At 63.8% G+C, this 22,917-nt stretch carries 22 protein-coding genes; 2 read left to right on the forward strand and 20 right to left on the reverse strand.

All coding sequences use genetic code 11. The annotated features are described in order from the left end of the window. Positions 1–23 precede the first annotated feature (23 nt). Entirely contained in the window at positions 24–1,118 is a 1,095-nt protein-coding gene (locus KYK29_RS09235) for an ABC transporter ATP-binding protein (RefSeq protein WP_254690590.1), read from the reverse strand. Between the two features lie 627 nt (positions 1,119–1,745). Between KYK29_RS09235 and KYK29_RS09240 the strand changes: the two genes are divergently transcribed. Then, positions 1,746–1,988 carry a helix-turn-helix domain-containing protein gene (locus KYK29_RS09240; protein WP_254690874.1) on the forward strand — a complete coding sequence of 81 codons (243 nt, stop codon included), beginning with the start codon at positions 1,746–1,748 and terminating at the stop codon, positions 1,986–1,988. Between the two features lie 56 nt (positions 1,989–2,044). Here the strand turns inward: KYK29_RS09240 and KYK29_RS09245 are convergent, their stop codons facing one another. The 13 genes from KYK29_RS09245 to KYK29_RS09305 form a co-directional block, all read right to left on the reverse strand. Further along, the gene (locus KYK29_RS09245) at positions 2,045–3,076 is read right to left on the reverse strand and encodes an AbrB family transcriptional regulator (RefSeq protein WP_254690591.1); all 1,032 of its coding nucleotides are present in this window, start codon (positions 3,074–3,076) and stop codon (positions 2,045–2,047) included. A 22-nt stretch (positions 3,077–3,098) separates the two neighbouring features. After that, on the reverse strand, positions 3,099–3,236 hold the full coding sequence (locus tag KYK29_RS09250) for a hypothetical protein (protein WP_254690592.1): 138 nt from the start codon (positions 3,234–3,236) through the stop codon (positions 3,099–3,101). Further along, positions 3,233–3,658, reverse strand: a complete 426-nt coding sequence (locus KYK29_RS09255) for a cupin domain-containing protein (protein WP_254690593.1) — start codon at positions 3,656–3,658, stop codon at positions 3,233–3,235. Before KYK29_RS09255 ends, KYK29_RS09250 begins: the two co-directional genes overlap by 4 nt. After that, positions 3,655–5,037 (reverse strand): NAD-dependent succinate-semialdehyde dehydrogenase, encoded by a 1,383-nt coding sequence (locus KYK29_RS09260; protein ID WP_254690594.1) that lies wholly within the window; start codon positions 5,035–5,037, stop codon positions 3,655–3,657. The genes KYK29_RS09255 and KYK29_RS09260 overlap by 4 nt, the downstream gene beginning before the upstream one ends. A gap of 28 nt (positions 5,038–5,065) precedes the next feature. Continuing rightward, a complete protein-coding gene (gene rraA, locus KYK29_RS09265) occupies positions 5,066–5,539 on the reverse strand; it encodes a ribonuclease E activity regulator RraA (protein WP_254690595.1) in 474 nt (157 codons plus the stop codon). Positions 5,540–5,549: 10 nt separating this feature from the next. Further along, positions 5,550–6,188, reverse strand: a complete 639-nt coding sequence (gene otnC, locus KYK29_RS09270) for a 3-oxo-tetronate 4-phosphate decarboxylase (protein ID WP_254690596.1) — start codon at positions 6,186–6,188, stop codon at positions 5,550–5,552. After that, a complete protein-coding gene (otnK, locus tag KYK29_RS09275) occupies positions 6,185–7,456 on the reverse strand; it encodes a 3-oxo-tetronate kinase (protein ID WP_254690597.1) in 1,272 nt (423 codons plus the stop codon). Before otnK ends, otnC begins: the two co-directional genes overlap by 4 nt. 20 nt (positions 7,457–7,476) lie before the next feature. Next, entirely contained in the window at positions 7,477–8,142 is a 666-nt protein-coding gene (locus KYK29_RS09280) for an aspartate/glutamate racemase family protein (protein WP_254690598.1), read from the reverse strand. A gap of 63 nt (positions 8,143–8,205) precedes the next feature. Continuing rightward, the gene (locus tag KYK29_RS09285) at positions 8,206–9,279 is read right to left on the reverse strand and encodes an ABC transporter ATP-binding protein (RefSeq protein ID WP_254690599.1); all 1,074 of its coding nucleotides are present in this window, start codon (positions 9,277–9,279) and stop codon (positions 8,206–8,208) included. Continuing rightward, positions 9,272–11,032 (reverse strand): ABC transporter permease, encoded by a 1,761-nt coding sequence (locus KYK29_RS09290; protein ID WP_254690600.1) that lies wholly within the window; start codon positions 11,030–11,032, stop codon positions 9,272–9,274. The genes KYK29_RS09285 and KYK29_RS09290 overlap by 8 nt, the downstream gene beginning before the upstream one ends. A 64-nt stretch (positions 11,033–11,096) precedes the next feature. Further along, a complete protein-coding gene (locus tag KYK29_RS09295) occupies positions 11,097–12,203 on the reverse strand; it encodes an ABC transporter substrate-binding protein (RefSeq protein ID WP_254690601.1) in 1,107 nt (368 codons plus the stop codon). A gap of 126 nt (positions 12,204–12,329) precedes the next feature. Continuing rightward, the gene (locus tag KYK29_RS09300) at positions 12,330–13,424 is read right to left on the reverse strand and encodes an isocitrate/isopropylmalate dehydrogenase family protein (RefSeq protein WP_254690602.1); all 1,095 of its coding nucleotides are present in this window, start codon (positions 13,422–13,424) and stop codon (positions 12,330–12,332) included. Positions 13,425–13,509: 85 nt separating this feature from the next. After that, positions 13,510–14,436 carry a GntR family transcriptional regulator gene (locus KYK29_RS09305; protein WP_254690603.1) on the reverse strand — a complete coding sequence of 309 codons (927 nt, stop codon included), beginning with the start codon at positions 14,434–14,436 and terminating at the stop codon, positions 13,510–13,512. A 180-nt stretch (positions 14,437–14,616) separates the two neighbouring features. Between KYK29_RS09305 and acnA the strand changes: the two genes are divergently transcribed. Then, positions 14,617–17,193, forward strand: a complete 2,577-nt coding sequence (acnA, locus tag KYK29_RS09310) for an aconitate hydratase AcnA (protein WP_254690604.1) — start codon at positions 14,617–14,619, stop codon at positions 17,191–17,193. Positions 17,194–17,325: 132 nt separating this feature from the next. Here the strand turns inward: acnA and KYK29_RS09315 are convergent, their stop codons facing one another. From KYK29_RS09315 to KYK29_RS09340, 6 genes are read right to left on the reverse strand one after another with little or no spacing between them, the layout of a single operon-like run. Continuing rightward, entirely contained in the window at positions 17,326–18,060 is a 735-nt protein-coding gene (locus tag KYK29_RS09315; RefSeq protein ID WP_254690605.1) for an SDR family NAD(P)-dependent oxidoreductase, read from the reverse strand. Beyond that, complete coding sequence (locus KYK29_RS09320) at positions 18,057–18,791, reverse strand: SDR family NAD(P)-dependent oxidoreductase (protein WP_254690606.1); 735 nt, start codon at positions 18,789–18,791, stop codon at positions 18,057–18,059. The genes KYK29_RS09315 and KYK29_RS09320 overlap by 4 nt, the downstream gene beginning before the upstream one ends. Positions 18,792–18,808: 17 nt before the next feature. Further along, positions 18,809–19,759 (reverse strand): GlxA family transcriptional regulator, encoded by a 951-nt coding sequence (locus tag KYK29_RS09325; protein ID WP_254690607.1) that lies wholly within the window; start codon positions 19,757–19,759, stop codon positions 18,809–18,811. A 50-nt stretch (positions 19,760–19,809) separates the two neighbouring features. After that, positions 19,810–20,796, reverse strand: a complete 987-nt coding sequence (proX, locus tag KYK29_RS09330; protein WP_254690608.1) for a glycine betaine/L-proline ABC transporter substrate-binding protein ProX — start codon at positions 20,794–20,796, stop codon at positions 19,810–19,812. Beyond that, on the reverse strand, positions 20,793–21,761 hold the full coding sequence (locus KYK29_RS09335; RefSeq protein WP_254690609.1) for an ABC transporter permease: 969 nt from the start codon (positions 21,759–21,761) through the stop codon (positions 20,793–20,795). The genes proX and KYK29_RS09335 overlap by 4 nt, the downstream gene beginning before the upstream one ends. Continuing rightward, positions 21,761–22,849, reverse strand: a complete 1,089-nt coding sequence (locus tag KYK29_RS09340; protein WP_254690610.1) for a quaternary amine ABC transporter ATP-binding protein — start codon at positions 22,847–22,849, stop codon at positions 21,761–21,763. The genes KYK29_RS09335 and KYK29_RS09340 overlap by 1 nt, the downstream gene beginning before the upstream one ends. Positions 22,850–22,917 lie beyond the last annotated feature (68 nt).

A 22,917-nucleotide genomic window follows, 5' to 3' on the forward strand; every position in this document is an offset into this window, starting at 1 on the left:
GGACAGCCCGGCCGTACAAAAACTCAGTCTTCCGCCAGTGCGAGCGCAGCGCCATCGCGCCACGCGACACGGACGGCCGCCCCGACGCCCGGCATGCCGCCGGCGATGTCCTCCGAACGGGGCACCACCGCCACCAGGTGATCGAGCGCGGCGGAGCGTAAATGATATTCGACGTGCTCGCCGAGGAAGATACGATGCGTCACCCGCATCTCATGCCCCTCTCCCGCCGCATCCTCCCGCGCGACGCGCACCTCTTCGGGACGCAGCGACAGCGTCACCGCCCCGTCGCCTGCGGCCCGCCCGCCGGCGCGGGCGACGAAACGCAGGCCGCCCGGCCCTTCGGCCAGAAGCTGCCCGCCATCGTGGCCAAGGGCGCGCGCCGGCAGGAAGTTGGACCGGCCGATGAAATCCGCGACATAGCGGCTCTGCGGCTGGTCGTAGAGTTCTTCCGGCGTGCCGATCTGGGCAATCCGTCCCCGATGCATGATGCAGACGCGATCCGACATCGACAGCGCCTCCTCCTGATCGTGGGTGACGAGGACGAAGGTTATGCCCAGCTCACGCTGGAGCGATTTCAGTTCGATCTGCATATCGTGGCGCAGCTTCTTGTCGAGCGCCGCCATCGGCTCGTCGAGAAGCAGGATCTTCGGTTCGTTGACGATAGCCCGCGCCAGCGCGACGCGCTGCTGCTGGCCGCCCGACATTTCCCAGATCCGCCGCCCGGCGAAACCCGACAGGCGCACCATGTCGAGGGCCTGCGCCACCTTGGCGTCGATATCCGCCCGGGCGAGTCGCGGCCGGCGCTGGTTCAGCCCGTAGGCGACATTGCGCGCCACATCCATATGCGGAAACAGCGCATATTGCTGGAACACCATATTCACCGGGCGCTGATAGGGCGGAACGCCGTTGACGACCTCGCCATCGATCAGGATGTCGCCTTCGCTCGCCTGCTCGAAGCCGGCGAGCATGCGCAACGCCGTGGTCTTGCCACAGCCCGAAGGACCGAGGAAGGAAAGGAATTCCCCCGGGAAGATTGCCAGATTCAGGCCCTGCGCAGCGGTTATCGCCCCGAAGCGCTTGGTCACGTTCCGCAATTCGGCAGTTGTCTGGTTCACCATGCTCGACTTGGACTACTATTGCTTGACTTGCAGGAAAAGTTAGAAAACTCTTTTCTGACTGTATATATCACAAAAGGCATAGATGGCGTCATGATATCGGTTTCACGGCAGAGTCTCCTTCATGCGCCGCAATTGGCCGCCACCATCGATCTGATCGGCAAACCGGGCTTCTGCCCGGCGCTCACGGCCTGGCTGCAAGCGGCCGTTCCTTTTTCCTTCACCGTGATCTTCGGGTACTCTGGAGAAAGAAAACCGATTGATATCTTTGATACTTTTCCCGAGCATCGGCGCCGGATATTTGTCACCGACTATCAGGAGGGTCCCTATCTCCTGGATCCGTTCTGCCAGAGCGCCGTGCGTCCGGTGCCTCCCGGCCTCTACCGGCTGAAGACGCTGGCGCCGGATCGCTTCTATCAGGGCGAGTATTTCCGCACATATTACAAGCGAACGGAGATCGCCGAGGAGATCGGCTATTTCGCCGAAATGCCGGGAGAATGCCATGTCGTGCTGTCGCTGATGCGCGAAGAAAAGGCATTCAGCCGTGCCGAATTTCAACGCCTGACGACCATCGCGCCCGTCGTCACCGCCCTGATGCGCCGGCAATGGAGCGAACTGGCGAAGGCGTTTATGGCACAGGCCATCGGGCGTCCCGAACTGACCGGAGAGGGGCTTGACCGCCTGACGCCGCGCGAGCGGGAGATCGTCGCCTTCATCCTCAAGGGCTATTCAGCCGAGGCAACGGGCCAGGTGCTCGAAATATCCACGGGAACCGTGCGCATCCACCGCCGGAACATCTACGCCAAGCTCGGCATTTCCTCGCAGCGTGAACTGTTTTCCCGTTTCATGCCCGGCGTGAGCCGCCAGACGTGATGACGACAGGCGGGCAAGCGCCTCGCCATGCGCCGGCACGCCGGGTCCGTATATTTTCAAGGATTGCTTCTGCCGATCATGCGAAACAGCGCGGACGCACCGGCCACCACCGTCAGCACCCGCACGACGTGATGCAAGACGACGAACGGAACCTCTACCTTGAGGGAGAGCGCGATAAGGCTCATTTCCGCCACGCCTCCCGGCGAAAAGGCCAGGACATAGGCGATAAACCGGTCGCCGCCGGCAAGTGACAAAAGAAGGGAAAAGGCAAGCGTCGACAGCAGCATCAACAGGGTCGCGCCAGCCGACAGCACCATCGCCCGCACAACGATCCGGGGGGACGCATTGGCAAAACGGCAGCCGATCGTCGCACCGATAACCACCTGCGCCCCGGCAAGGGCCGCCGCTGGCAGTTCGAAATCCGAGATGCCTGCAAGATGCAGGCCCGCGCTGAAGAGCATCGGGCCGAGCAGAAAACGGGCGGGCAGCCGGAAGGCGACCCCAAGCGCAACGCCACCGACAACCGCAACCGCGAACCACAGGACGTCATCCAGCATCATCGCCGCCGGAGCGGCGGCCGTCACGCCGGAGCGATCGATGTTGACGCCGGTCACCGTCTCGATCAGGAACGGCAGCGTCAGAACGACGAGGAATATCCGCGCCGCATGAATGAGCGCGATCATGCGTTCGTCGCCGCCCTCCTCCGACCCCAGCGTGATCATCTCGATGAGGCCGCCCGGCATTGCGGAAAAATAAGCCGTTACGGGATCGAGCCCGGCGATGCGGCGAAAGTAGTAGAAAGCCAGGGTGCCGGTCATCGCAATAAAGGCGACGAGTGCGAGAAGGGAGACGATCCACGTCGCCGCATGCCCCAATGTCTCCGAAGAAAAGGACGTGCCGAGCATGGCGCCAATCACCGCTGTCATCGGCGGGCGGGCATGTCGCGGCAGGGAGACGGGAACGCCCGCGAAAGCGCAGAGGGCCGTCGCCAGCATCGCCCCAAGCAGCCAGGCAAGCGGCATATGCAGCAGCCACATCAGGAAACCGCCCGCAATGGCGACCGTGAGCGTCAGGGCAAAGCGCGCCATCGTTCAGCCGCCTCGCCATGCATCATTCATAGCGCACCACCGGATGGGTATGCATCACCACCGGCGGGCTTGCGAAACAAGAACCGGCAAGCCCGCGCCCTGCCTCGAAATCCGCTTCCTGTCCCGGCCCGATCGTCGGTTCCGCAACCTCCCCGATCATGCTGACGCCCCCGGCTTGTAGCCGTGCTCGGCATCGATCGTTTGCTCCTCGCCGGTGGCCATCATCGTCCGCGTGGCGTCGATTGATGCATAGACCCAGAATATCCGCATCGGCTCCGTGTCCGAGGCGTTGATGAAGCGGTGCGGCACATTCGCCGGGATCCAGGTGGTGTCGTTCGGACCAAGCGGATAGCGCTCGCCATCGATCTCGGCGATCGCCTGCCCGTCGAGAACCATCACGCTTTCCTCACAATTATGCTTGTGAAGACCGATGGCGGCGCCAGGATCGAAGGCGGTGATGCCGTTGATCATGCTGGTCGAGCCACATTTGCGCGTGACGAGCGGTGTGGTGCGCGCGCCGTTGCCGCGGTCGTTCGTCTTCAACTCCCGGGGCCGGAGGATGGCCGGTTTCATTTCGCTCATTTGCTCACTCCCTGCGCAGGACCGATCCAGACCGTCTTGATGTTCACGAATTCACGGATGCCGTAGATGCCGAGTTCACGCCCGTAGCCGGAGCGCTTGATGCCTCCGAACGGATAGCGTGGATCAGAAGCCACCATGCCGTTGATGAAGACGGCGCCGGCCTCGATGTCGCGCGCCAATCGGCGGGCGCGGTCGATATCCCGTGTCCAGAGCGCCGCCCCGAGGCCGAATTCCGTCTGGTTGGCGAGGGTCACGGCTTCCTCCGCATCCTTCACACGGATGATCGCCGCGACAGGGCCGAACGTTTCCTCGCAGAAGGCCGCCATATCGGGGCGGACATTGTCGAGTACGGTCGGCGGATAGTAGAAGCCGTCGCCGCCGAGCGGTGAACCGCCGGCCTTCAATGTTGCTCCGGCCACCAGCGTCCGCTCGACCTGCCCATGCAGGGCGGACAGGAGGTTTTCGCGGGCCATCGGACCGATATTCGTATCCCGCTCCATCGGGTCGCCGATTTTCAGCATCGACACGTGCTGAAGGAAGAGGTCCACGAAACGGTCCGCAACGGCTTCCTCGACGATGAAACGCTTGGCGTTCACGCAGGACTGGCCGACATTGATAAAGCGCGCCGTGACCGCCACCTTCGCCGCCGCATCGATATCGGCGTCGGCAAGCACGATGAAGGGGTCCGAACCGCCAAGTTCCAGAACCTGCTTCTTCAACGCCTTGCCCGCCTGCGCCGCAACGATCGCGCCGACCTCCGTCGATCCGGTCAGGGTGACGGCGGCGATGCGCTCATCGGCGATGATCCCGGCGACTTTGGAAGGCTCGATGAGCAAGGTGGCGAAAAGGCCGTCCGGACATCCCGCCTCCTTCATCACCTCTTCGATGGCGAGCGCACATCCGGGCACGTTGTTGGCATGCTTCAGGATCGCACCATTGCCCGCGGCAAGGGCAGGCGCTGCAAAGCGGAAGAACTGCCAGAAGGGGTAGTTCCACGGCATGATCGCCAGCACGACGCCGAGCGGATCGAAGGCGACCGCGCTCTCCGCCGCGTTGGAGGCAACCGGTTCATCCGCCAGGAACTTCGCGGCATTCTCGGCGTAGAAGTCGCAATTATAGGCGCATTTCTCGATCTCCGCCTCGGCCTCGGCGATCGGCTTGCCCATCTCCCGGGTGATCATTTCGGCATAGCGCGCCTTTCCGGTCCGCAAAACGCGCGCCATGGCGCTCAGGAGCCCGCAACGTTCGGCGAGCGGAGCTTTTCGCCAGCCGGCCTGTGCTCCCGCTGCGGCCGTCAGCGCGCGGTCGACATAGGCATCGTCATGGAGGCCGTAAGTGGCAAGCTCCCGGCCATCGGCCGGATTGACGGAAACAATCATGGTCTTCTCCTGGTATCGTCCCTCCGCCTCAACGAAGGTCACGGCCGCTGACCAGCACGCCGTCGGCATCGGCGTAAAGATAGCCACCCGGGACGAAGGTCACGCCACCGAACTGGACGGGCAGACCCGCCTTGCCGGCCCCGTCCTTCACGGACTTCTTCGGGGTTACCGAAAGGCAGAAAACGGCGACGTCCATCGCACTGATCTCGGCGCTGTCACGTACCGACCCGTTGATGACAATGCCGGCCCAGCCGTTGTCGCGCAGGATCATCGCGATCTGGTCGCCGAGAAGGGCGACGCGGCTCGATGCGCCGCCGTCGACGACCATGACCCTGCCCTCGCCCGGCTTCTGCAATTCGGCTTTCAGCAGCGCATTGTCCTCGAAGCATTTGACAGTCGCGATGGGGCCGGAAAAGGAAGCCTTCTTTCCAAGCTTCAGGAAGGGGAGATTGCAGAACTCCACCTCGTTTCCATGGGCATCGACAAGATCAGCGGTTTTCATGATTTCTCCTTCAACGGCCGCCGAAGACGGCCTTCAGTTCCGCGACGTTTTCTGCGGAAAGCATGCGCTTCGGCATGTCGCGCAGCAGGACCAGAAGCCTGGCCGTCTCCTCCAGTTCCTCGGCGGCATAGACGGCCGAGGCGATATCCCGGCCGCTGACGACCGGGCCGTGATTGGCGAGCAGCACGGCGGCATGACGGCCGCCGAGTTCCCGGATCATCGTCCCCATCGTCTCATCGCCCGGCCTGACGTAAGGCAGCAACCTCACCGCCCCGACGCGCATGACGACATAGGGCGTCAGCGGGGGAACGCAGTCTTCAGGATCGATATCGGCAAGGCAGGAAAGGGCGGTCGCGAAGGTCGAGTGAAGATGGACCACCGCACCCGTCTGCGGCCGCGTCGCGTAGAAGGCGCGGTGCAGGAACACTTCCTTCGAAGGCTTGTCGCCGGAAATGTGACGGCCGTCGCGGTCGAGCTTCGAAAGACGCGCCGGATCGAGGAAGCCGAGGCAGGAATTGGTCGGCGTCATCAGGATGCCGTCCTCGGTCGCCGCACTGATATTGCCGGCGGAGCCGACCGAGAAGCCGCGATCGAAAAGCGACTTCGAAAGACGGACGATCTCTTCGCGCAGCCTGTTTTCCGCAGTCATCGTCCGGCCAGCCTTTCCAGCGCCCTGGCGAAGAAATCGGGCGCGCCGAAATTGCCGGACTTGAGCGCCAGCGCCACGGGCGCTTTTCCGCCGGACACGAGCACCGGCACGCCGGGATCGATCTCTTCCCCGATGGCCAGCGCACCGAGGTCGAGCGCCGAGACAACGGCTCCCGATGTTTCACCGCCGGCGACGACGAGCCGGCGGACGCCCGCGCGAACCAGTTCCTGCGCCGTGCCCGCGAAGAGGTCGTCGAGCATCGTGGCGACCTTCTCCCGGCCGAACCGAGCCTGGATGGCTCCCACTTCCTCCGGTGTACCCGAAGAATAGACGAGCGGCGCCCTGCCCCGATTTGCCATCAGGAAGGCCGTCAGGTCCGCACTCGTGACCGAACCGGCCATGACCCCGGCGACATCGACGGCCAGCGTTGGATGGTTCCGGCGATGGACCTCGACCTGCTCGCGCGTTGCGCCGGAGCAGCTTCCGGCAAGGATGGCCTCCGGCCCGTCGGTCCCTCTTGCGCCCCCGCCCGTTCCGATGGCAAGGCCGCGCTCTATGAAGTTTGCGGCAAGGCCGATCGCGATGCCGGAGCCGCCAGTGACGAGGCGGTCGAATGCCGCGGCGCGGCCGATGACGACGAGATCGTCGTCCGTGACGGCGTCGACAATGACCAGGGTACGGTTCTCCGCACCGCTTTGGCGCAACGCCGCCGTGACGGCCGCAGCCCCCTGCCGGACGGCGGCGATATCGACATGCCCGACATCGCTCTTCGTCTGGAACCGCAGCCAGCGGCGGATATCGGCATCCGTCATCGGATTGAGCGGATGGTTTTGCAGGCCGGATTCGTTGAGGAGCTTGTCCTTCACGAAAAGATGGCCCTGATAGACCGTGCGCCCCGCACCGGGAAAGGCCGGGCAGGCGACCACGCCCCGGACGCCGAGAGCATCGGCAAGCGCCTCGGCGACCGGACCGATATTGCCGTCCCGCGTGGAATCGAAGGTCGAGCAATATTTGAAGACGATCTGCGTGCAGCCCTGATCGAGCAGCCAGTGCAGGGCCGCAAGCGACTGTTCGATGGCCTCGGCCGCTTCGATGGAGCGGCTCTTCAGCGCGATGACACCGGCCTCCACCGCAGCGTCGGCCGTGTCGTCGGGAATTCCGAGATATTGCACGGTTCGAAGACCACCCTGGCCGGGCAGGCCCCTGGCGAGCGTGTTGGCGATATCGCTCGCCCCGGTAAAATCGTCTGCAATGACGCCGAGCAGCATGGATGAATACTCCCCAGGATTCAGATCGCGCCGAGAAGGCGCTTCAATTTGTCGACGGCGGCGTCCGGACTGGACAGGACGGGAATATCCGTCACCGCGCGAACAGCCGGAACGGCGCGCGCCGTGGAGAAATGCGCAAGCACGATACTGTCGAAGCCGCGCAGCCTCGCGGCCGCTTCCGCAACCAGCCGATTGTGGGTTTCGGCATCGCCGGCCCGGACAGCCTCGATCGCGCCTTCCACGAGAACGCTTTCCAGCGTGGCGGCCGGATCGATCCTCGCCGCCTCTTCCCGGAACTCCGCCTCCATGCCCTCGCGCGCCGGCGGGAAGGTATAGAGCATGGCGGTTCTGCCGCCCTTGCCGATAGCGGCCTCGAACATTGCCTCGTTCGGCTTCAAAACGGGAATTTCAACCGTCGCCGCCGCATGCTCGATCGCCCGCCCGAAGGCCGAGCAGGTGAAGAGCACCGCATCGCTGCCGATCCGGCAGGCGTACTGCGTCAGGGCGCCGATCCGGGCCGTCAGCGCATCGGTGATCTCGTCCTGCTTCGCCCGGTCGGGAGACAGGCTGTCTTCCAGCAGGTTGACGAGGTCCACATCGGGCCAGCCGGCCGAAAACGCCAGACCGATCGGCTCCATGGCGATCGGCGTCGCATGGATGAGGGTTATCCGGGGCTGTTTCGACATATCACTTCCTTTGCATGATGACGGCCACCGGGAGGAACGGCGGCCGTCAGGGGCGGGCGCTCGTTACCGGCCAGCCGAAAACACCCAGACGCTTTCCGGCGGGATCCGCGCCCAGACGGTGCCCGTCCTCAGTTGTTCGGCCCCATGCGCCTTGGCCACGAAATCGCCGCGCCGCAGGCGGTATTCCCAGCGATCGCCGAGATAGACGCTGTCGTCGAGGCTCATCTCGATGCCGCCTTCTTCCGGCCGGTCGCTGACGCTGATCCTTTCGACCCGGATCACCGCACGCGCGGTCTCCGATACGCTCAGGCCGGCGGCTTCGCGCACCGTGCCGTCGAGGCTCCAGTCGTCGCCGCCGATGACGGCGCTTGTCCCGTCGATCGATCTGACTTTCGCCGTGACGACATTGTTGGCGCCGAGGAAGTCTGCCGAATAGAAGCTGTTCGGGTTGGAATAGATCTCCTGCGGCCCGCCCTGCTGGACGATCCGCCCATCCTGCAACAGGAGAATATTATCGGCGACGGCAAGCGCCTCGCTCTGGTCGTGCGTCACGAGGATGGCGCAGATTTCGAGCTCGAGGATCAGTTTGCGGATCCAGTAGCGGGCTTCCTCGCGCAGCTTGGCGTCGAGATTGGAGAGCGGTTCGTCGAGCAGCAGGACGCGCGGCTCGTAGACCAGCGCCCGGCAGATCGCGACGCGCTGCTGCTGGCCGCCCGAAAGCTGCGAGGGAAACCGGTCTGCGAGATGGCCGAGACCCATGCGGTCGAGGATCGCCTGCACCCGCTTTTCGATATCCGCCTGCGCGACGCCGCGCAGCTTGAGACCATAGCCGACATTTTCCTTGACCGTGCGGTGCGGCCAGAGCGCATAGGACTGGAAGACGAGCCCGATATTGCGTTGCTCCGGCGGCAGCGCGATCTTCTTGTCGCTGTCGAGCGCGGTCTTGCCGCCGATGACGATCTGGCCGATTTCCGGCTGTTCGAGGCCGGCGACACAGCGCAGGAGCGTGGTCTTGCCGCTGCCCGATGCACCGAGCAGGGCGACGATAGAGCCGCGCTGCGCGGTGAAGGACGCGCCTTTCAGGATCTGAAGTCCGCCCAGCCATTTCTGGACATTGTCGACGACGAGTTCAGTCATGGATTTTTGCTCCCAAACGGAGGGCGAGGGCGAGGCCTGCGCCGGTCAAGACGATGCTGATGAGGGAAAGGGCGGCGATCGTGTTCATGGCCCCGGTTTGCAGGAGCGAGACCATCAGCGAGCCGATCACCTCGGTGCCCGCGCCCATGAGATAAACGCCCGTCGCATATTCGCGCAGGAAGATGATCATGATCAGCGCCCAGGCTCCGGCGAGGCCCGGCCGGACGATCGGGATCACGATATCCTTCCAGGTGCGGCCGATCGTGGCGCCGGTCGTGCGCGCCGACTCCTCCAGCTCCGGGGCGACCTGGATGAGCGTGCCCTGAAGAAGACGCAGACCGTAGGAAAGGCCGACGACGAGATAGGCGACGAACAGGCTCACCAGCGTCGGCCGGAGCGGCGTCAGCAGCGGCACGAACAGGAAGACCCAGAAGAAGGCGAGGCCGACGACGAGGCCCGGAAGGGCGCGCGGCAAGAGGATGATATAGTCCAGCACCGTGTTCGACAGGCCCCAGTTGCGGTGGCCGGCAAGGCCGACGGCGAGATAGATCGCCACCGCCACCGCACCGCCCACGACGGAAAGGATGATCGTGTTGACGATGCCGTTGTAAAGGCTCGGCACCTCGAACATCCGGCTGAAGTTCATCAGGGTCAGCTGATCGAGGAGATTGACGCCTTCACCCCAGGCGTCGACGAAGGCGCGGACGGTGATGCCGCCGATCGGCAGGACGACCGACACGAAGAGCCAGAAGCCGATGATCGACAGCGCGATGAGCTGGCCGCTGCCGCCGAGCTTGAGCGTTGCGACGCGCGAGCCCTTGCCGCCGAGTGCTGCATATTTGCGTGCGTTGCGCAGGAGGCGGCGCTGCATCCAGACGAGCGGCAGCGTGATCAGCACGAGAACGACCGCGACGACGGCCATCAGCTGGTAGGTCGGCGTTCCGAACAGCGTCGTCAGCTTGTAGATATAGGTGGTGAGCACCATGATGCCGTTCGGATCGCCAAGCACGAGCGGAATGCCGAAGGTCTCGAAGCCGAGCAGGAGGTTGAGGGCGGCGGCGAAGATGAGGGCCGGCAGAACCATCGGCAGCGTGACGTCGCGCGAGACCTGCCAGATCGAGGCGCCGGTCGTGCGCGCGGCCTCTTCCAGATCCGACGGCAGGTTGCGCATCGCGGCGGAAACATAGAGGTAGACGTGCGGGACATGGCTGAGGCCGGCGATCAGGATCATCCCGGGCAGGCTGTAGATGTTCCACGGCACGATGCCGATCAGGTCGCGGACGAAAAGCGAGACGAAACCGGTCGGGCCGACGGAAACCGTGTAACCGAAAGCAAGCACGATCGACGAGATGAACATCGGCACGAGCACGAGGACTTCGAGCAGGCGCCGGCCCTTGATGTCCGTGCGTGTGATGAGGAAGGCGAGCAGACCGCCCAGCGGGACGGCGATCGCCACCATGCCGAAAGCGAAAATCGTGGTCGTGCCGAGCGCCTGGTAGAACGTCCTGTCGGTGAAGACGTAGCGGTAGGCATCGAAGCCGAACTGCGCGCGCGGACTGAAGAAGGCCGCCGTCAGGAAACTCTGGTAGATGATCAGGCCGACCGGCGCGAGAACGGCGATGGCGAGCAGGCCGATCACGATGATCCGATAGGCGCCTGCATTGCCGTGGCGTGGCATCCTGGCCGGATATTTCTTTTCGGCCGTGGCTTTCGTCAGGGCGACTGCGGCCGGTGCGTGGGTGTGGGTAGACATTCCTTGCCTCTCGCAAACGGTGGCGGGATCGCGGCGCTTCGAAAGCGCCGCGACCGGCGGGGCATCAACGGCCGAGAGCGGCCTTCCATTCGTTGAGGAACTCGACGCGCTTCATCTGTTCCATATATTCGAGCACGCCTTCATCGACGGCGATCGGCTTCAGGCCGCCGCCGACGCGCTCGTTCAGCGTCTCGATGTTGAGACCGGCCGTGACATCGCCGCGAACCGACGGCAGGCCGCCTTCGGCCAGATGCGACTGGCCTTCGGCCGAAAGCATGAAATCGACGAAGAGCTTCGCGGCGTTCGGATGCGGCGCGTCCTTGGTGATCAGCGCGAGACGCGAGAAGGCCGGCGTGTAGTCGGTCGAAAAGTGAACGCCGAGGTTCGGGCTCTCCTTGACCCAGTCGAGAGCGTAGGAACCGATGATGTTGATGGCGATGACGTTCTCGCCCGAGACCACCGTCTCCTTCATGCCGCCGGAACTGGAGTAGATCTTGGCGTTATTCTCGCCCATGGCTTTCGCCAGATCCCAGAAGTCACTGCGCTCGCGCGCGTCGTTGGAATGGTGCAGGAAGCCTGAACCGCTCTTTTCGGGATCGAAGGTCGCGACCTTGCCCTGTAGCTCCGCCTTGTTGTCCTTCAGGAAGGCGATCATGTCGGCATAGGTCTTCGGCAGCTGGTCTTCCGAAAGGGCCTTGGTGTTGTAGATCACGCCGATCGGTTCGACGGTCGTTGCATAAAGCATGTTCTTGTAGTCCGCCCAGTCCGGCAGATTGCCGGCTTCCGGCGAGGCATATTCCGCCGCATAACCGTCCTGGACCAGCGTCATTTGCAGGTCCATGGCCGAACTCCAGACCACGTCCGCCGTCGTCTGGCTGGCCGCGGCTTCCGAGATGACCTGATTGTAGGCGCCATTGGTGCCGAGATCGTTATAGGCGATCTTGATACCGTATTTCGCAACGAATGCGTCCTGTAGCCTCTGCGACTGCGCGGCGTCCGTCGACGTGTAGATCGAAACGGTGCCTTCCTGCTTGGCGGCCTCGATCAGCGCCGCGTAGTCTGCCGGATAGCCGGCCGGCGCCTCCTGCGCGAAAACCGGTCCCGCAAGCGTCGCCAGGAACGCGCTCGTGACGGCGAATGCCGCCGAACGGCCAGAAACATGTCTGCTCATTATCTCGTCTCCCAAAATACGCCCGTGCTCCAAAGCTCCTCCGGGCAATTTCACGAGGGCGACCGACGCCCCCGCGCCTCCATACATGCACTTTGGCTTTTAAATAACAAAAGTGCAAACTCTGCCTCAGGCGCTGGCGTGCCTCTTCACGCCGTCGCCGCTGCGAACCGCCTCAGCCACCAGCGAGCCGAACGCATCCGTACCGGTGTCTCCACCAAGGTCGCGCGTTCGGGTCGCCGGATTGGCGAGAACCTCGTCGACGGCCCGTTCGATCTCCGCGCCGGCCGCCTCGAATGTCGGCAGGCCGCGCTGCTCGCCCAGCCAGCTCAGCATCATCGCCACCGACAGGATGAGCGACGTCGGATTGGCGATGTTGCGGTTCTGGATATCGGGCGCCGACCCATGCTGCGCCTGAGCGCAGACGAGACCGGTTTCGGCATTGGCATTGATCGACCCGGCAAGGCCGAGGCTGCCGGAAAGCTCGCTCGCCAGATCCGAGAGGATGTCCGAGTAGAAATTCGTCGCGACGATCACGTCGAAGCGGGAGGGATCGCGCACCAGATGGGCGGCCATCGCATCGATGATGAATTCGTTGAGCGTGACCTCCGGAAACTCGGCTGCGACCTTGCGCACCTCTTGCAGGAACAGACCGTCCGTCAGAATGAAATTATTGGCCTTATGGACGGCCGTCACCTTCCTGTTCCGCTTCATGGCGAGCAGGAAGGCCTGGCGGGCGATGCGCTCGCACGCGGAAGCGGTGATCTTGCGTACGGAAAGCGCGACATCCGGGGTCGGCATGAACTCGCCGGTGCCGGCATACATGTTGCGGTCCGGATAAAAGCCTTCCGTCGCCTCGCGCATGATGACGAGATCCATCGTCTTGGCGTCGTTGAGGAAGGGGCGCGAGCGCGCCGGACGGACATTGGCATAGAGATCGAGTTTGACGCGGAAGCCCGCGGAAACGTTCACGCCGCCCTTGTCGCGGGCAGGATAATCCATATGCGATTGCGGGCCGAGGATGATGCCGTCGAACGTGCGGGCCCGCTCGATGGTTTCGTCGCGCAGCGTCGTGCCGAACTTTTCGAGGCTCGTGAAGCCGGTGTCCTCGAAATGATACTCCAGGCCCAGACCGAAAGCCGCATCCGCGGCCTTCAGGACCTCCATGGTTGCCGCGGTGATTTCCGGGCCGATCCCGTCACACGGCGTCACGAATATTTTCATCAGATAATCTCCCACGAGGCGACGAGCGATATCGCCGCAATGTCACGGGCAGATTATTGGCTTTTATAATCTCAAAATGCAATAACTATTTTTTGAGATTGTCTTTTTCATGCGCCTGGTGCGACCAGGACCAGGCGACGGGCGATTTCTTGGAAAGCGCGCCGCCGAGGTGACGGCGCATCGCATAGGACGCCTCGACAATCTCGCCGCGGTCGAGAAGATCGAGGATTTCAAGATGTTCCCGGCACTGGCGCACCGTACGGCTGCGGTCGACGCGCGAGCGATATTCGAGCAGGCGTCGCATGCGGTTCACCCGGACGAGCGAGATATGAAAGAACGGATTATTCGCCATCTTGATCAGTTCTTCATGGAAGAGCGCGCCATTGTGCAGCAGGCGTTCGGCCGGCAAGCGCTCGATATCGATGTCCAGCATGCGCATCTGGATGCGGCGCTGTTCGTCGATGATCTTCCGGTCCAGCCGGAACTCGGGCTCCAGCATGGCGGCCGGCTCGATCAGCATACGGAAGCGGTAGATCTGCTCGAAAGCCTCCGGCGTCTTGGCGACCGGCAGGAAACGCCAGCCGTAACCCTGCTTGCGCTCCGCCCAGCCTTCGCGGGTCGCCCGCATGAGAATGTCGTTGAGCTGCGATTTGGTGATCTCGTAGCGCTCGCGCAGCATCTGCTCGGTGACCTCGGCGGGAATGCGATCCGTCAACCAATCTTCGGCCAGCCGCTGGTAATCATTGGCGACCTCGAACGGCCCTACATCTTCCCGCACCTGCTCGATGATGCCGCCGGCCGCCTCCATGACGAAGAAACCGCGGTTCTCCTTCTGCTCCAGCACGCCCTGGCTCGCCAGCATGCTCATGGCCTCACGCACCGGCGAACGGGAGACGCCGAAGCGGTCAGCCAATTGCTGGGTCTTCAGATGGTCGCCGCGCGAAAGCTCGCCGGATGTGACGAGAAGCGTGATCTCATTGGCGATGGACTGGGCAAGCTGGCTCGAGCGCATGGGCATATCCGGTGTTCCGAGACGATCCGCGGACGTTAGTCCACGACCGCGACAAAATAAACAAGGAACGGGATTTTTTGCATGCCTAACTGATTAAAAGCCAATGAAACAGCGAAATTCCATTGACTTTCCATAATTATTGGATTTTTAGATACAAAAAATCAGTTTGGAAGATGGCAAATGGCTTTATGGATCGATACCCCCACGGGGTCTGTCAAAGCGATCGACCTGCACGCGGCCTTTGAAGACGTCGAACGCCTGCCTCTCGTTCTTCGCATCCTGCTTGAAAACGTTGCCCGCCGCGATCCCGCCCGCCTTGCCGCCGTTACCGCGGCGCTGCGGGACTGGCTCACCCACGGCAGCAGCGAAGCGGAGGTGGATTTCCATCCGTCGCGCATCCTCATGCACGATACGACCTGCGTTCCGGCGCTGGTGGACATCGCCGCCATGCGCGACGCCATCGCGGAGGCCGGCGGCGATCCCGCCAGGCTGGCGCCCGTCCTGCCCGTCGACGTTTCGGTCGATCACAGCGTGGCGGTCGACCGGTATGGCCGCAGCGACGCCCTCGAACACAATATGCGCCGCGAGATGGAGCGCAACAGCGAGCGCTACCGCCTCATGAAGTGGGCGACGGCCGCGCTACCGGGCGTGCGCGTCCATCCGCCCGGCACCGGCATCATGCATACGCTGAACCTCGAACAGCTTGCGACGGTGATCGAGATCGTGGAGCAGGATGGCGCGCGCTGGGCGGCGCCCGATACGCTGATCGGCACGGACAGCCACACCACCATGATCAACGGCATCGGGGTGCTGGCCTGGGGCGTCGGGGGTCTGGAAGCCGAAAGCGTGTTCTTCGGCATGCCGGTGACGATCCGCCTGCCCGACGTCGTCGGCGTGCGGCTGGCCGGGCGGCTCGGGCCGGGCGTGCTTTCGACGGACCTTGCGCTGGAGGTCACGCACCTGCTCAGAAAACACGGCATATCCGGTGAGTTCGTCGAGTTTTTCGGTGAAGGCGTCTCGACCCTCACCGGCGGCGACCGTGCCGTGGTCGCCAATATGGCGCCCGAATATGGAGCTTCCACCGGCTTCTTTCCCATCGACGGGCAAACCATCGACTATCTGCGGCGGACCGGACGCAGCGCCGGACATTGCCGCTTCGTGGAAACGGCGGCCAGGGCCTTCGGCCTGTGGTTCAGCCCGCTGGCGGAGCCGCGCTACAGCCGCGTTGTCGATCTCGATCTTTCGCTCGTCCAGCCCCTGCTCGCCGGCCCCCGCCGGCCGCAGGACAAACTGCCCGTGGCGGCTGCCGCCGACGTGCTGGAAGCGGCATGCGGCAGGTCTTTTGCACCCAAAAAGACCATACCGGACGGCGCAATCGCCATCGCCGCCGTCACGAGTTGCACAAACACCTCCGATCAGCGGCTTCTGGCGGCCGCCGGGCTGGTCGCGCGGCAGGCGCGACGCCTCGGCCTTCGCCCGCCGGCCTGGGTAAAGACCTCGCTCGCCCCCGGCTCTCCTTCCGCCGAGCGTTTCCTCGCGCGAAGCGGCCTGCTTGCCGATCTGGAAGCGCTGGGCTTCGGCATCGTGGGACACGGCTGCACCACCTGTATCGGCAATTCGGGGCCGCTACAGGCCGACATGGCCGCGGCGATCGCCGGGGGAACGGCGGCCGCAGCCCTGCTTTCCGGCAACCGGAATTTTCCCGGCCGTATCCACCCCGGCCTGCAATTCGGCTTCCTCGCCGCGCCGCCGCTCGTCGTCGCGTTATCGCTGATCGGCCGTTTCGTCGCCGATCCGATGAACGCGGAAATCGCACGCGGACCGACGGGAAAGGCGATCCGTCTTGGCGACCTCCTCCCTTGCGCCGAGGAAATCGATACCGTCGTGCAAGACTTTTCCGAGCCCGCCGATTTCACCGAGGCCTTTTCACAGGCGACGGCGAACAAGGCCTGGCAAGCGCTCGATGCGCCGACCTCGCCGCGCTTTCCGTGGGATTCCGCGTCCACCTACATCCGCCGCCCGCCTTTTGCCTCGGCGCATCCGGCAAGCCGGCTCGGCGTCTATGCCGCCCATCCGCTGCTCGTTCTCGGCGACGACATCACCACGGACCATATTTCGCCGGCCGGCCAGATCGGCGCATCCAGCTACGCCGGCCGCCATCTCGTGTCGCGCGGCGACCCGGCAAACGATCTCAACGTCTATGCCGCCCGGCGCGGCAATTGGGAAGCCATGGTGCGCGGCCTCTTCGACAATCGCACCGTCCATAACCTTCTGGTCGATGGTCTGCCGGCCTCCCGCGCCATCCATGCGCCGACGATGGAGGAAGGGCCGCTCTGGGAAATCGCCGAACGCTACCGGAAAGAAGGCCGCTCCGTCGTCATCGTCGCCGGCGAACGCTACGGCGCCGGCTCCTCGCGCGACTGGGCCGCCAAGGGCGTGGCGCTGCTCGGCGTACGCGCGGTCATCGCCCGGAGCTTCGAGCGCATTCACCGCACCAATCTCATCGGCATGGGCGTCTTACCCATCGTGATCGATCGCCGCACGTCCCTCGCCATCGACCCGCAGAGCATGATCGAAATCGATGCGTCCGCGGTTTCCCCGCGATGCGATCTCCGCCTGATCCACCGGCGCAGCGATGGAGACCCGCAGTCTCTTGTCGGAAAGGCCGCCGTGGAGACCGACCGGGAAGTGGCGATCCTACAGGCCGGCGGAATGATCCAGGCGATCCTGACGCAGGACGTCGTTTCCCGGCCCTGAGGCTCTTCGCACATTCCCCCGATGCTGCGGCAAGCGGTTCCGGTTTCCACACAATCGGTAGATCCGCTCTATCTTATTGTTTTGGCCGCATTTCTGGATGCAAAACCGTTTCACGCTTTTGCTGGAAATGCTCTATGGCAGACTGAGTCTCGCCATCCGCCCGCCGTCAACCGTCCAAACCTGGCCCGTGACGAAAGCCGCTTCTTCCGATGCCAGCCAGGCGACGAGACTTGCCACTTCTTCCGGCTTTCCTGTTCGTCCCACCGGATGGATCTTGCCGATCGTCCGGCGAAACCCCTCCGGATCGGGCATGCTCTCGATGAAATCGAGATTGAGATCGGTGTCGATCCACCCGGGAGCCACCGCATTGCAGCGCACCCCCTCGGCGCCGTGATCGATCGCGACCGCCCGCGTCAACCCATGCAGGCCGGCCTTGGAGGCGCAATAGGCCGCGTGCTGCGGATTGGAGCCGAGCGCCTCGATCGAGCCGACATTGACGATCGCGCCACCGGCCTTCCGCAGATGCGGCAGCGCCGCCTTGATCAGCATGAAGGGAGATGTGAGGTTCACGACGAGCATGCGCTCCCAATCGGCCAGCGACATGTCCTCGACAAGGGCTTCCTGCATGACGCCCGCATTGTTGACGAGGACGTCCAGCCGTCCGGCGCGGTCGACCACGCTCTCGACCACCACCGCCGCGCTTGCGGGGTCGGTGAAATCGGCGGCGATGCCTTCAAATTCGGGCTCCGGTCCCCGCTGCGCCGTGAAGACACGCGCGCCTTCGTCGCGAAGTCTTCGCGCGATCGCCTGACCAATGCCGCTGCGTCCCCCCGTCACGAGGGCGACCGTTCCGTCAAATCGGTTCATCCTACCGGCTTTCCTCCATTCACCTCGACCAGCGAACCGCACATGTAGCGCGCGGCATCCGAGGCCAGGAACGCGACGACGTCGGCAATATCCTCAGGCTCCGCGATCCGTCCGAGCGGCACGGTCTTGCCGAGTTCGGCAATGGCCGTATCGGGATCGAAACCTCGCCTGGCAAAGCCCGTACGCAGCATGGGGGAATTCACCTCGTTGGGACAAACGGCGTTCACCCGGATGTTTTCATGGGCATGGTCCATGCCCATGCACTGGGTCAGCGAGGCGATCGCCGCCTTGGTCATGCAATAGACCGCATGGTTCGGCCCCGGCCTGACACCCCAGCAGGACGAGACATTGACGATGGCGCCGCCGCCTGCCGCGGCCATGATGGGGATGGCGCTGCGGCAGATGCGGAAGGGCGCCTCGACATTGACGCCGAGCGACAAGGCCCAATCCGAATCCGCCGTGGCCGTCACCGGCCCGCGGGTGATGACGCCGGCATTGTTGATAACGATATCGAGCGCGCCGAGCGCGTCGAAAGCGGCCGTCGGCAGCGCGTCCGCATAGGCGGGGTCGAGCAGGTCGCCGGGCAGATGTGCGTCGGCCTCCACGCCCGAAACATCGCGATCCGCGACGGCGACGATCGCCCCTTCCGCACGGAACTGGCGCACGATCGCCGCCCCGATCCCACCCGCAGCGCCCGTAACCAGCGCCGCCTTTCCACGAAATCTCTCCATTGTTTCCTTCCGGATGGTCAGTTGAGGACGGATCGCTGGTTGACCGGCGACTTGCCGAAATGATCGCGGTAGACCCGCGAGAAATGCGATGTCGACGTGAAGCCGCAGGCCATGGCAATCTCGGTGATCGCCTGCTCGGACTGCATGATCAGGTTTCGCGCCCGATGAAGACGCGCTTCCAGAATGTAGCGTTTCGGAGTGGTGTTCAGATACCTGCTGAAGAGCCGTTCCAGCTGGCGCGTCGAAATACCGAGCCGTTTCGAAAGCTCATAGCTGGAGAACGGTGTTTCAAGGCTCTCCTCGATCAGCCCGATCGCCTGTGCGAGACGATTGTTGCGGATGCCGTATTTCGCGCGAGCCGAAACCCTTTGTGTCGCGCTTGCCTCGCGAGCCCCGGAATAGACCATCTGGTCCGCCACCGCAGCGGCGAGATCGCGCCCATGATCACGCGCGATCCTGTGCAGCATCAGGTCCGCGGCGGCCGCCCCGCCGGAAGCGGTGACGAATTTCTCGTCGGCGACGAAAACGGATTTCGTCAGGTTGACGAAGGGAAACCGCTCCTTGAAGAGATCATGATACTGCCAATGCACCGCCGCCCGCCGTCCGTCGAGCAGCCCGGCCTCGGCCAGAACATAGGCGCCCGAGCAGATGGCGCCGATCGGGACGCCCCGCACCCGCTCGGTCCGCAGATAGGAGAGAAGCCGGGGGGTGACGTGATGTTGCACATTGATCCCCGAAATGAGGAACAGCGCCTCACCGCGTTCCAGCGGCGTCAGGTCCTGATCCACAAGCGTCACCGCCCTGTTGGAACAGATGGCTGACCGTCCGTCGGCCGAAGCCAGGCGCCAACGATAGAGTTCGCGGTCGGCGACGAAATTGGCGATCCGCAACGGCTCCAGCGCGCAGGCGAAAGCCAGATGCGAAAAATCCTCGACCAGGAGAAAAACGACATCGGATACGTCATTCATGATGAACACCCGGCAGGCTACGGGGCGCCCGCGGGCGCCCCTGCCCGACATCATTTCGCCGCGTCGCGGGCCGCCGCCAGCCAGCCGTCGTATTCAGCCTGATGGGCCTTGATCCACGCATCGACATGCCGGTCGATATCGTCGGAGTTCTTCTCGCCATCGGCAATCTGCTTGTTCTCCGCGGAAATGTCGTTGATGCTGACTTTCGCGACTTCGAACAGCTTCGCCGCGGCCGGGTTGGCCTCGAGGAAATCGTTGCGGGCGATGATCCGCAGGTTGTCGACCGCAAAGCCGAGGTTCTTGCCCCCGAACTCGGTATTGCCGGTGGCGCCGTCGGGCAGCGACGTGTAGGGCACATCCAGCCATTCCACATCCTTGCCGGGGACAAGCGCGCCGGAAACCCAATAGGGCGTCCAGGTAAAATAGAGCACCGGCTCGCCGTTCGCCACCCGGGCGATCGTATCGGCGATGATGGCGTTATATTCGCCCTGGTTATGGGTGATGGTGTCGCGCAGGCCATATTCGGTCAGCGCATGCTCGATCACCCGCTCGCAGCCCCAGCCGGGCACACAGCCGGCGAGATCCGCCTTGCCGTCCCCGTCCGCGTCGAATTTCCGGGCGACTTCCGGATCCTTGAAATCGCCGAGGTTCTTGACGCCGGCGTCATAGCTCGCCTTGTCGACGAGGTAGCCCTGAAGCGCGCCCTCGACAAGGGTGCCGACCTTGGTCATGACATCGGGGCCGCCGGCCTCATTGAAGAAGGTATTGTGCAACTGGTCCCAGCTGTTGGTGAAATAGTCGGCGTCGCCGGTGCCGACGGCGAGATGCGCGGTCTGGGCGATGACCTCCTGCGGCTGCGCGACGGTATAGCCCAGTTCCGTCAGCGCGCGGTCGATGATGCGCGCCTGGAAATATTCCTCCAGAACCGGCTGCACGACCGGGCGCACGGTAACGCCTTCTCCCGGCCGGTCGTTGGCGAAAAGGGGGCTTGCAGACAGCGACATCGCAAGTGCGGCCGTCACGGAAAGAATTTTCATAAGCGTTCTCCTCTGGGTTTTGGTTCTTTATCGGCTGAGGTCTGGAAGAGGTTGGCGATCAGGCCCACCGGACCGGTCTGCCACCAGTGGCGATGTCCGCGATCACGGCCCGACCGGCCGAGGCCCTGCGTGATCCGGTCCAGCACGATGGCCAGCATCACGATGCCGAGGCCGCCGACGATGGCCTTGCCGGCGTCGAGACGGCCCATGGCGCGCAGGACTTCGTTGCCGAGGCCGCGAACGGAAATCATCGACGCTATGACCACCATGGAAAGCGACAGCATGATCGTCTGGTTGAGACCGGCGAGGATCGTGGGCGTTGCAAGCGGCAACTCGACCTTGAAAAGAATCTGCAAGGGCGTGGCGCCGAAGGCGCGCGCCGCTTCCACCACATTGGCGTTGACGGTCCGGATGCCGAGCGAGGTCAGGCGCACCAGCGGCGGCAGGGCGAAGACGATGGTGACGATGACGCCGGAAACATTGCCGATGCCGATCATCATCACCACCGGCACCAGATAGACGAAGGCCGGGATGGTCTGCATCGTGTCGAGGACGGGACGGATCGCCCGCTCGAAATGGTCGCTCTTGCCGGCGATGATACCGAGCGGCAGACCGATCAGCACGCAGAGAACCACGGCCGAGATCACGATGGCGAGCGTCGTCATCGCCAGCGCCCAGGCCGCCGGATCGAGAAGACCAAGCACCATCAGGCAGCAGAACACCAGAAGCGCCACGCGCCGACCGGCCGCCTGCCAGGCGATGAGCACCAGAATGAGGAGCATGACCATCGGCGGCACCGCCTGAAGCACATTCTCGATCCGCACGATCACGCTCTCGAAGAAAGTCTTCAGCGGCTGGATCATGGCGCGGTTCGCTATCGCCCAGCCCTTGATGCCGTCGGCCCATTCGCCGATACCGAGATTGATGGAAGCGAAGGGATTGAGCCAATCGAAACGATCCGCCATCACGCGACCTCCGCCTGTCGCTGGCACGACTCGTCGCGGCCCTGAATACCGCGCAAGAGCGCGCTTTTGGTCACCACGCCCACGGGAGCGCCATCGGCAACGACCAGGATCGGATGATCGGTCGCAACCGCCAGATCCACGAGGGCATTCAGCTTGTCGGAGGGTGCGGCGGCCAGCCAGGAGGCGGTATCGGCCGCGCCATGGTTTTGCTCATACCGGCCGAGCGGCTGCATGATGCGCGCCGCCGTCACCAGATCCAGCTTGGAGATGCCGCCCACGAATTCGGCGACATAGTCATCCGCCGGTTCGGTGACGATCTGTTCGGGCGTGCCGATCTGGACGAGCACGCCGTCTTTCATGATGGCGATGCGGTCACCGATGCGGATCGCCTCCTCGAGGTCATGCGTGATGAAGACGGTGGTCTTTTGAAGTTCGGCGGAAAGTTCCATGAAGGTGCCTTGCAACTGCCGGCGGATCAGCGGGTCGAGCGCGGAAAACGGCTCGTCCATCAGCAGGATCGTCGGATCGGCGGCGATCGCGCGGGCAAGGCCGACGCGCTGCTGCATGCCGCCGGAAAGCTCATCGGGATATTTATGGTCCCAGCCGCTCAGTTCGACGGCCTCGATCGCCCGGCGCGCCACCTCCCGTCGCCTGCCTTCCGGCACTCCGCGCACCTCGAGCGCGAATGCGACGTTGTCGCGTACGTTGCGGTGCGGCATCAGGGCCATGTTCTGGAAGACCATGCCCATCTTTTCCGCCCTTACGGCCCGAAGTTCCTTCGCCCCCATTTCATTGACGTTGCGCCCCTCGATGTAGACGGCGCCCTGTGTCGGCTCGATGAGGCGGTTGATATGCCGGATCAGGGTCGACTTGCCGGACCCGGACAGCCCCATGATGCAGAAAATTTCGCCACGCCCCACCGAGAAGGTGGCGTCACGCACGCCCACAACGCAATCGAGCCTGTCGCGGATGTCTTCTTTCGTCAGGCCGCCGGTCTGGATGGCGCTTATGGCCTCCTGCGGCTTGCCTCCGAAAACTTTCCAGATTCCCTCACAGCGGATCACTGCGTCATGTGATTGATCGGCCATTCCTCCCCCTCTCCGCCTATTGTCTTTTCTCTTTTTAGAGCATAGATCTTCATTGTAGACAATATGTC

This window comes from Shinella daejeonensis (assembly GCF_024281235.1).
GTDB classification, from domain to species: Bacteria; Pseudomonadota; Alphaproteobacteria; order Rhizobiales; family Rhizobiaceae; genus Shinella; species Shinella daejeonensis.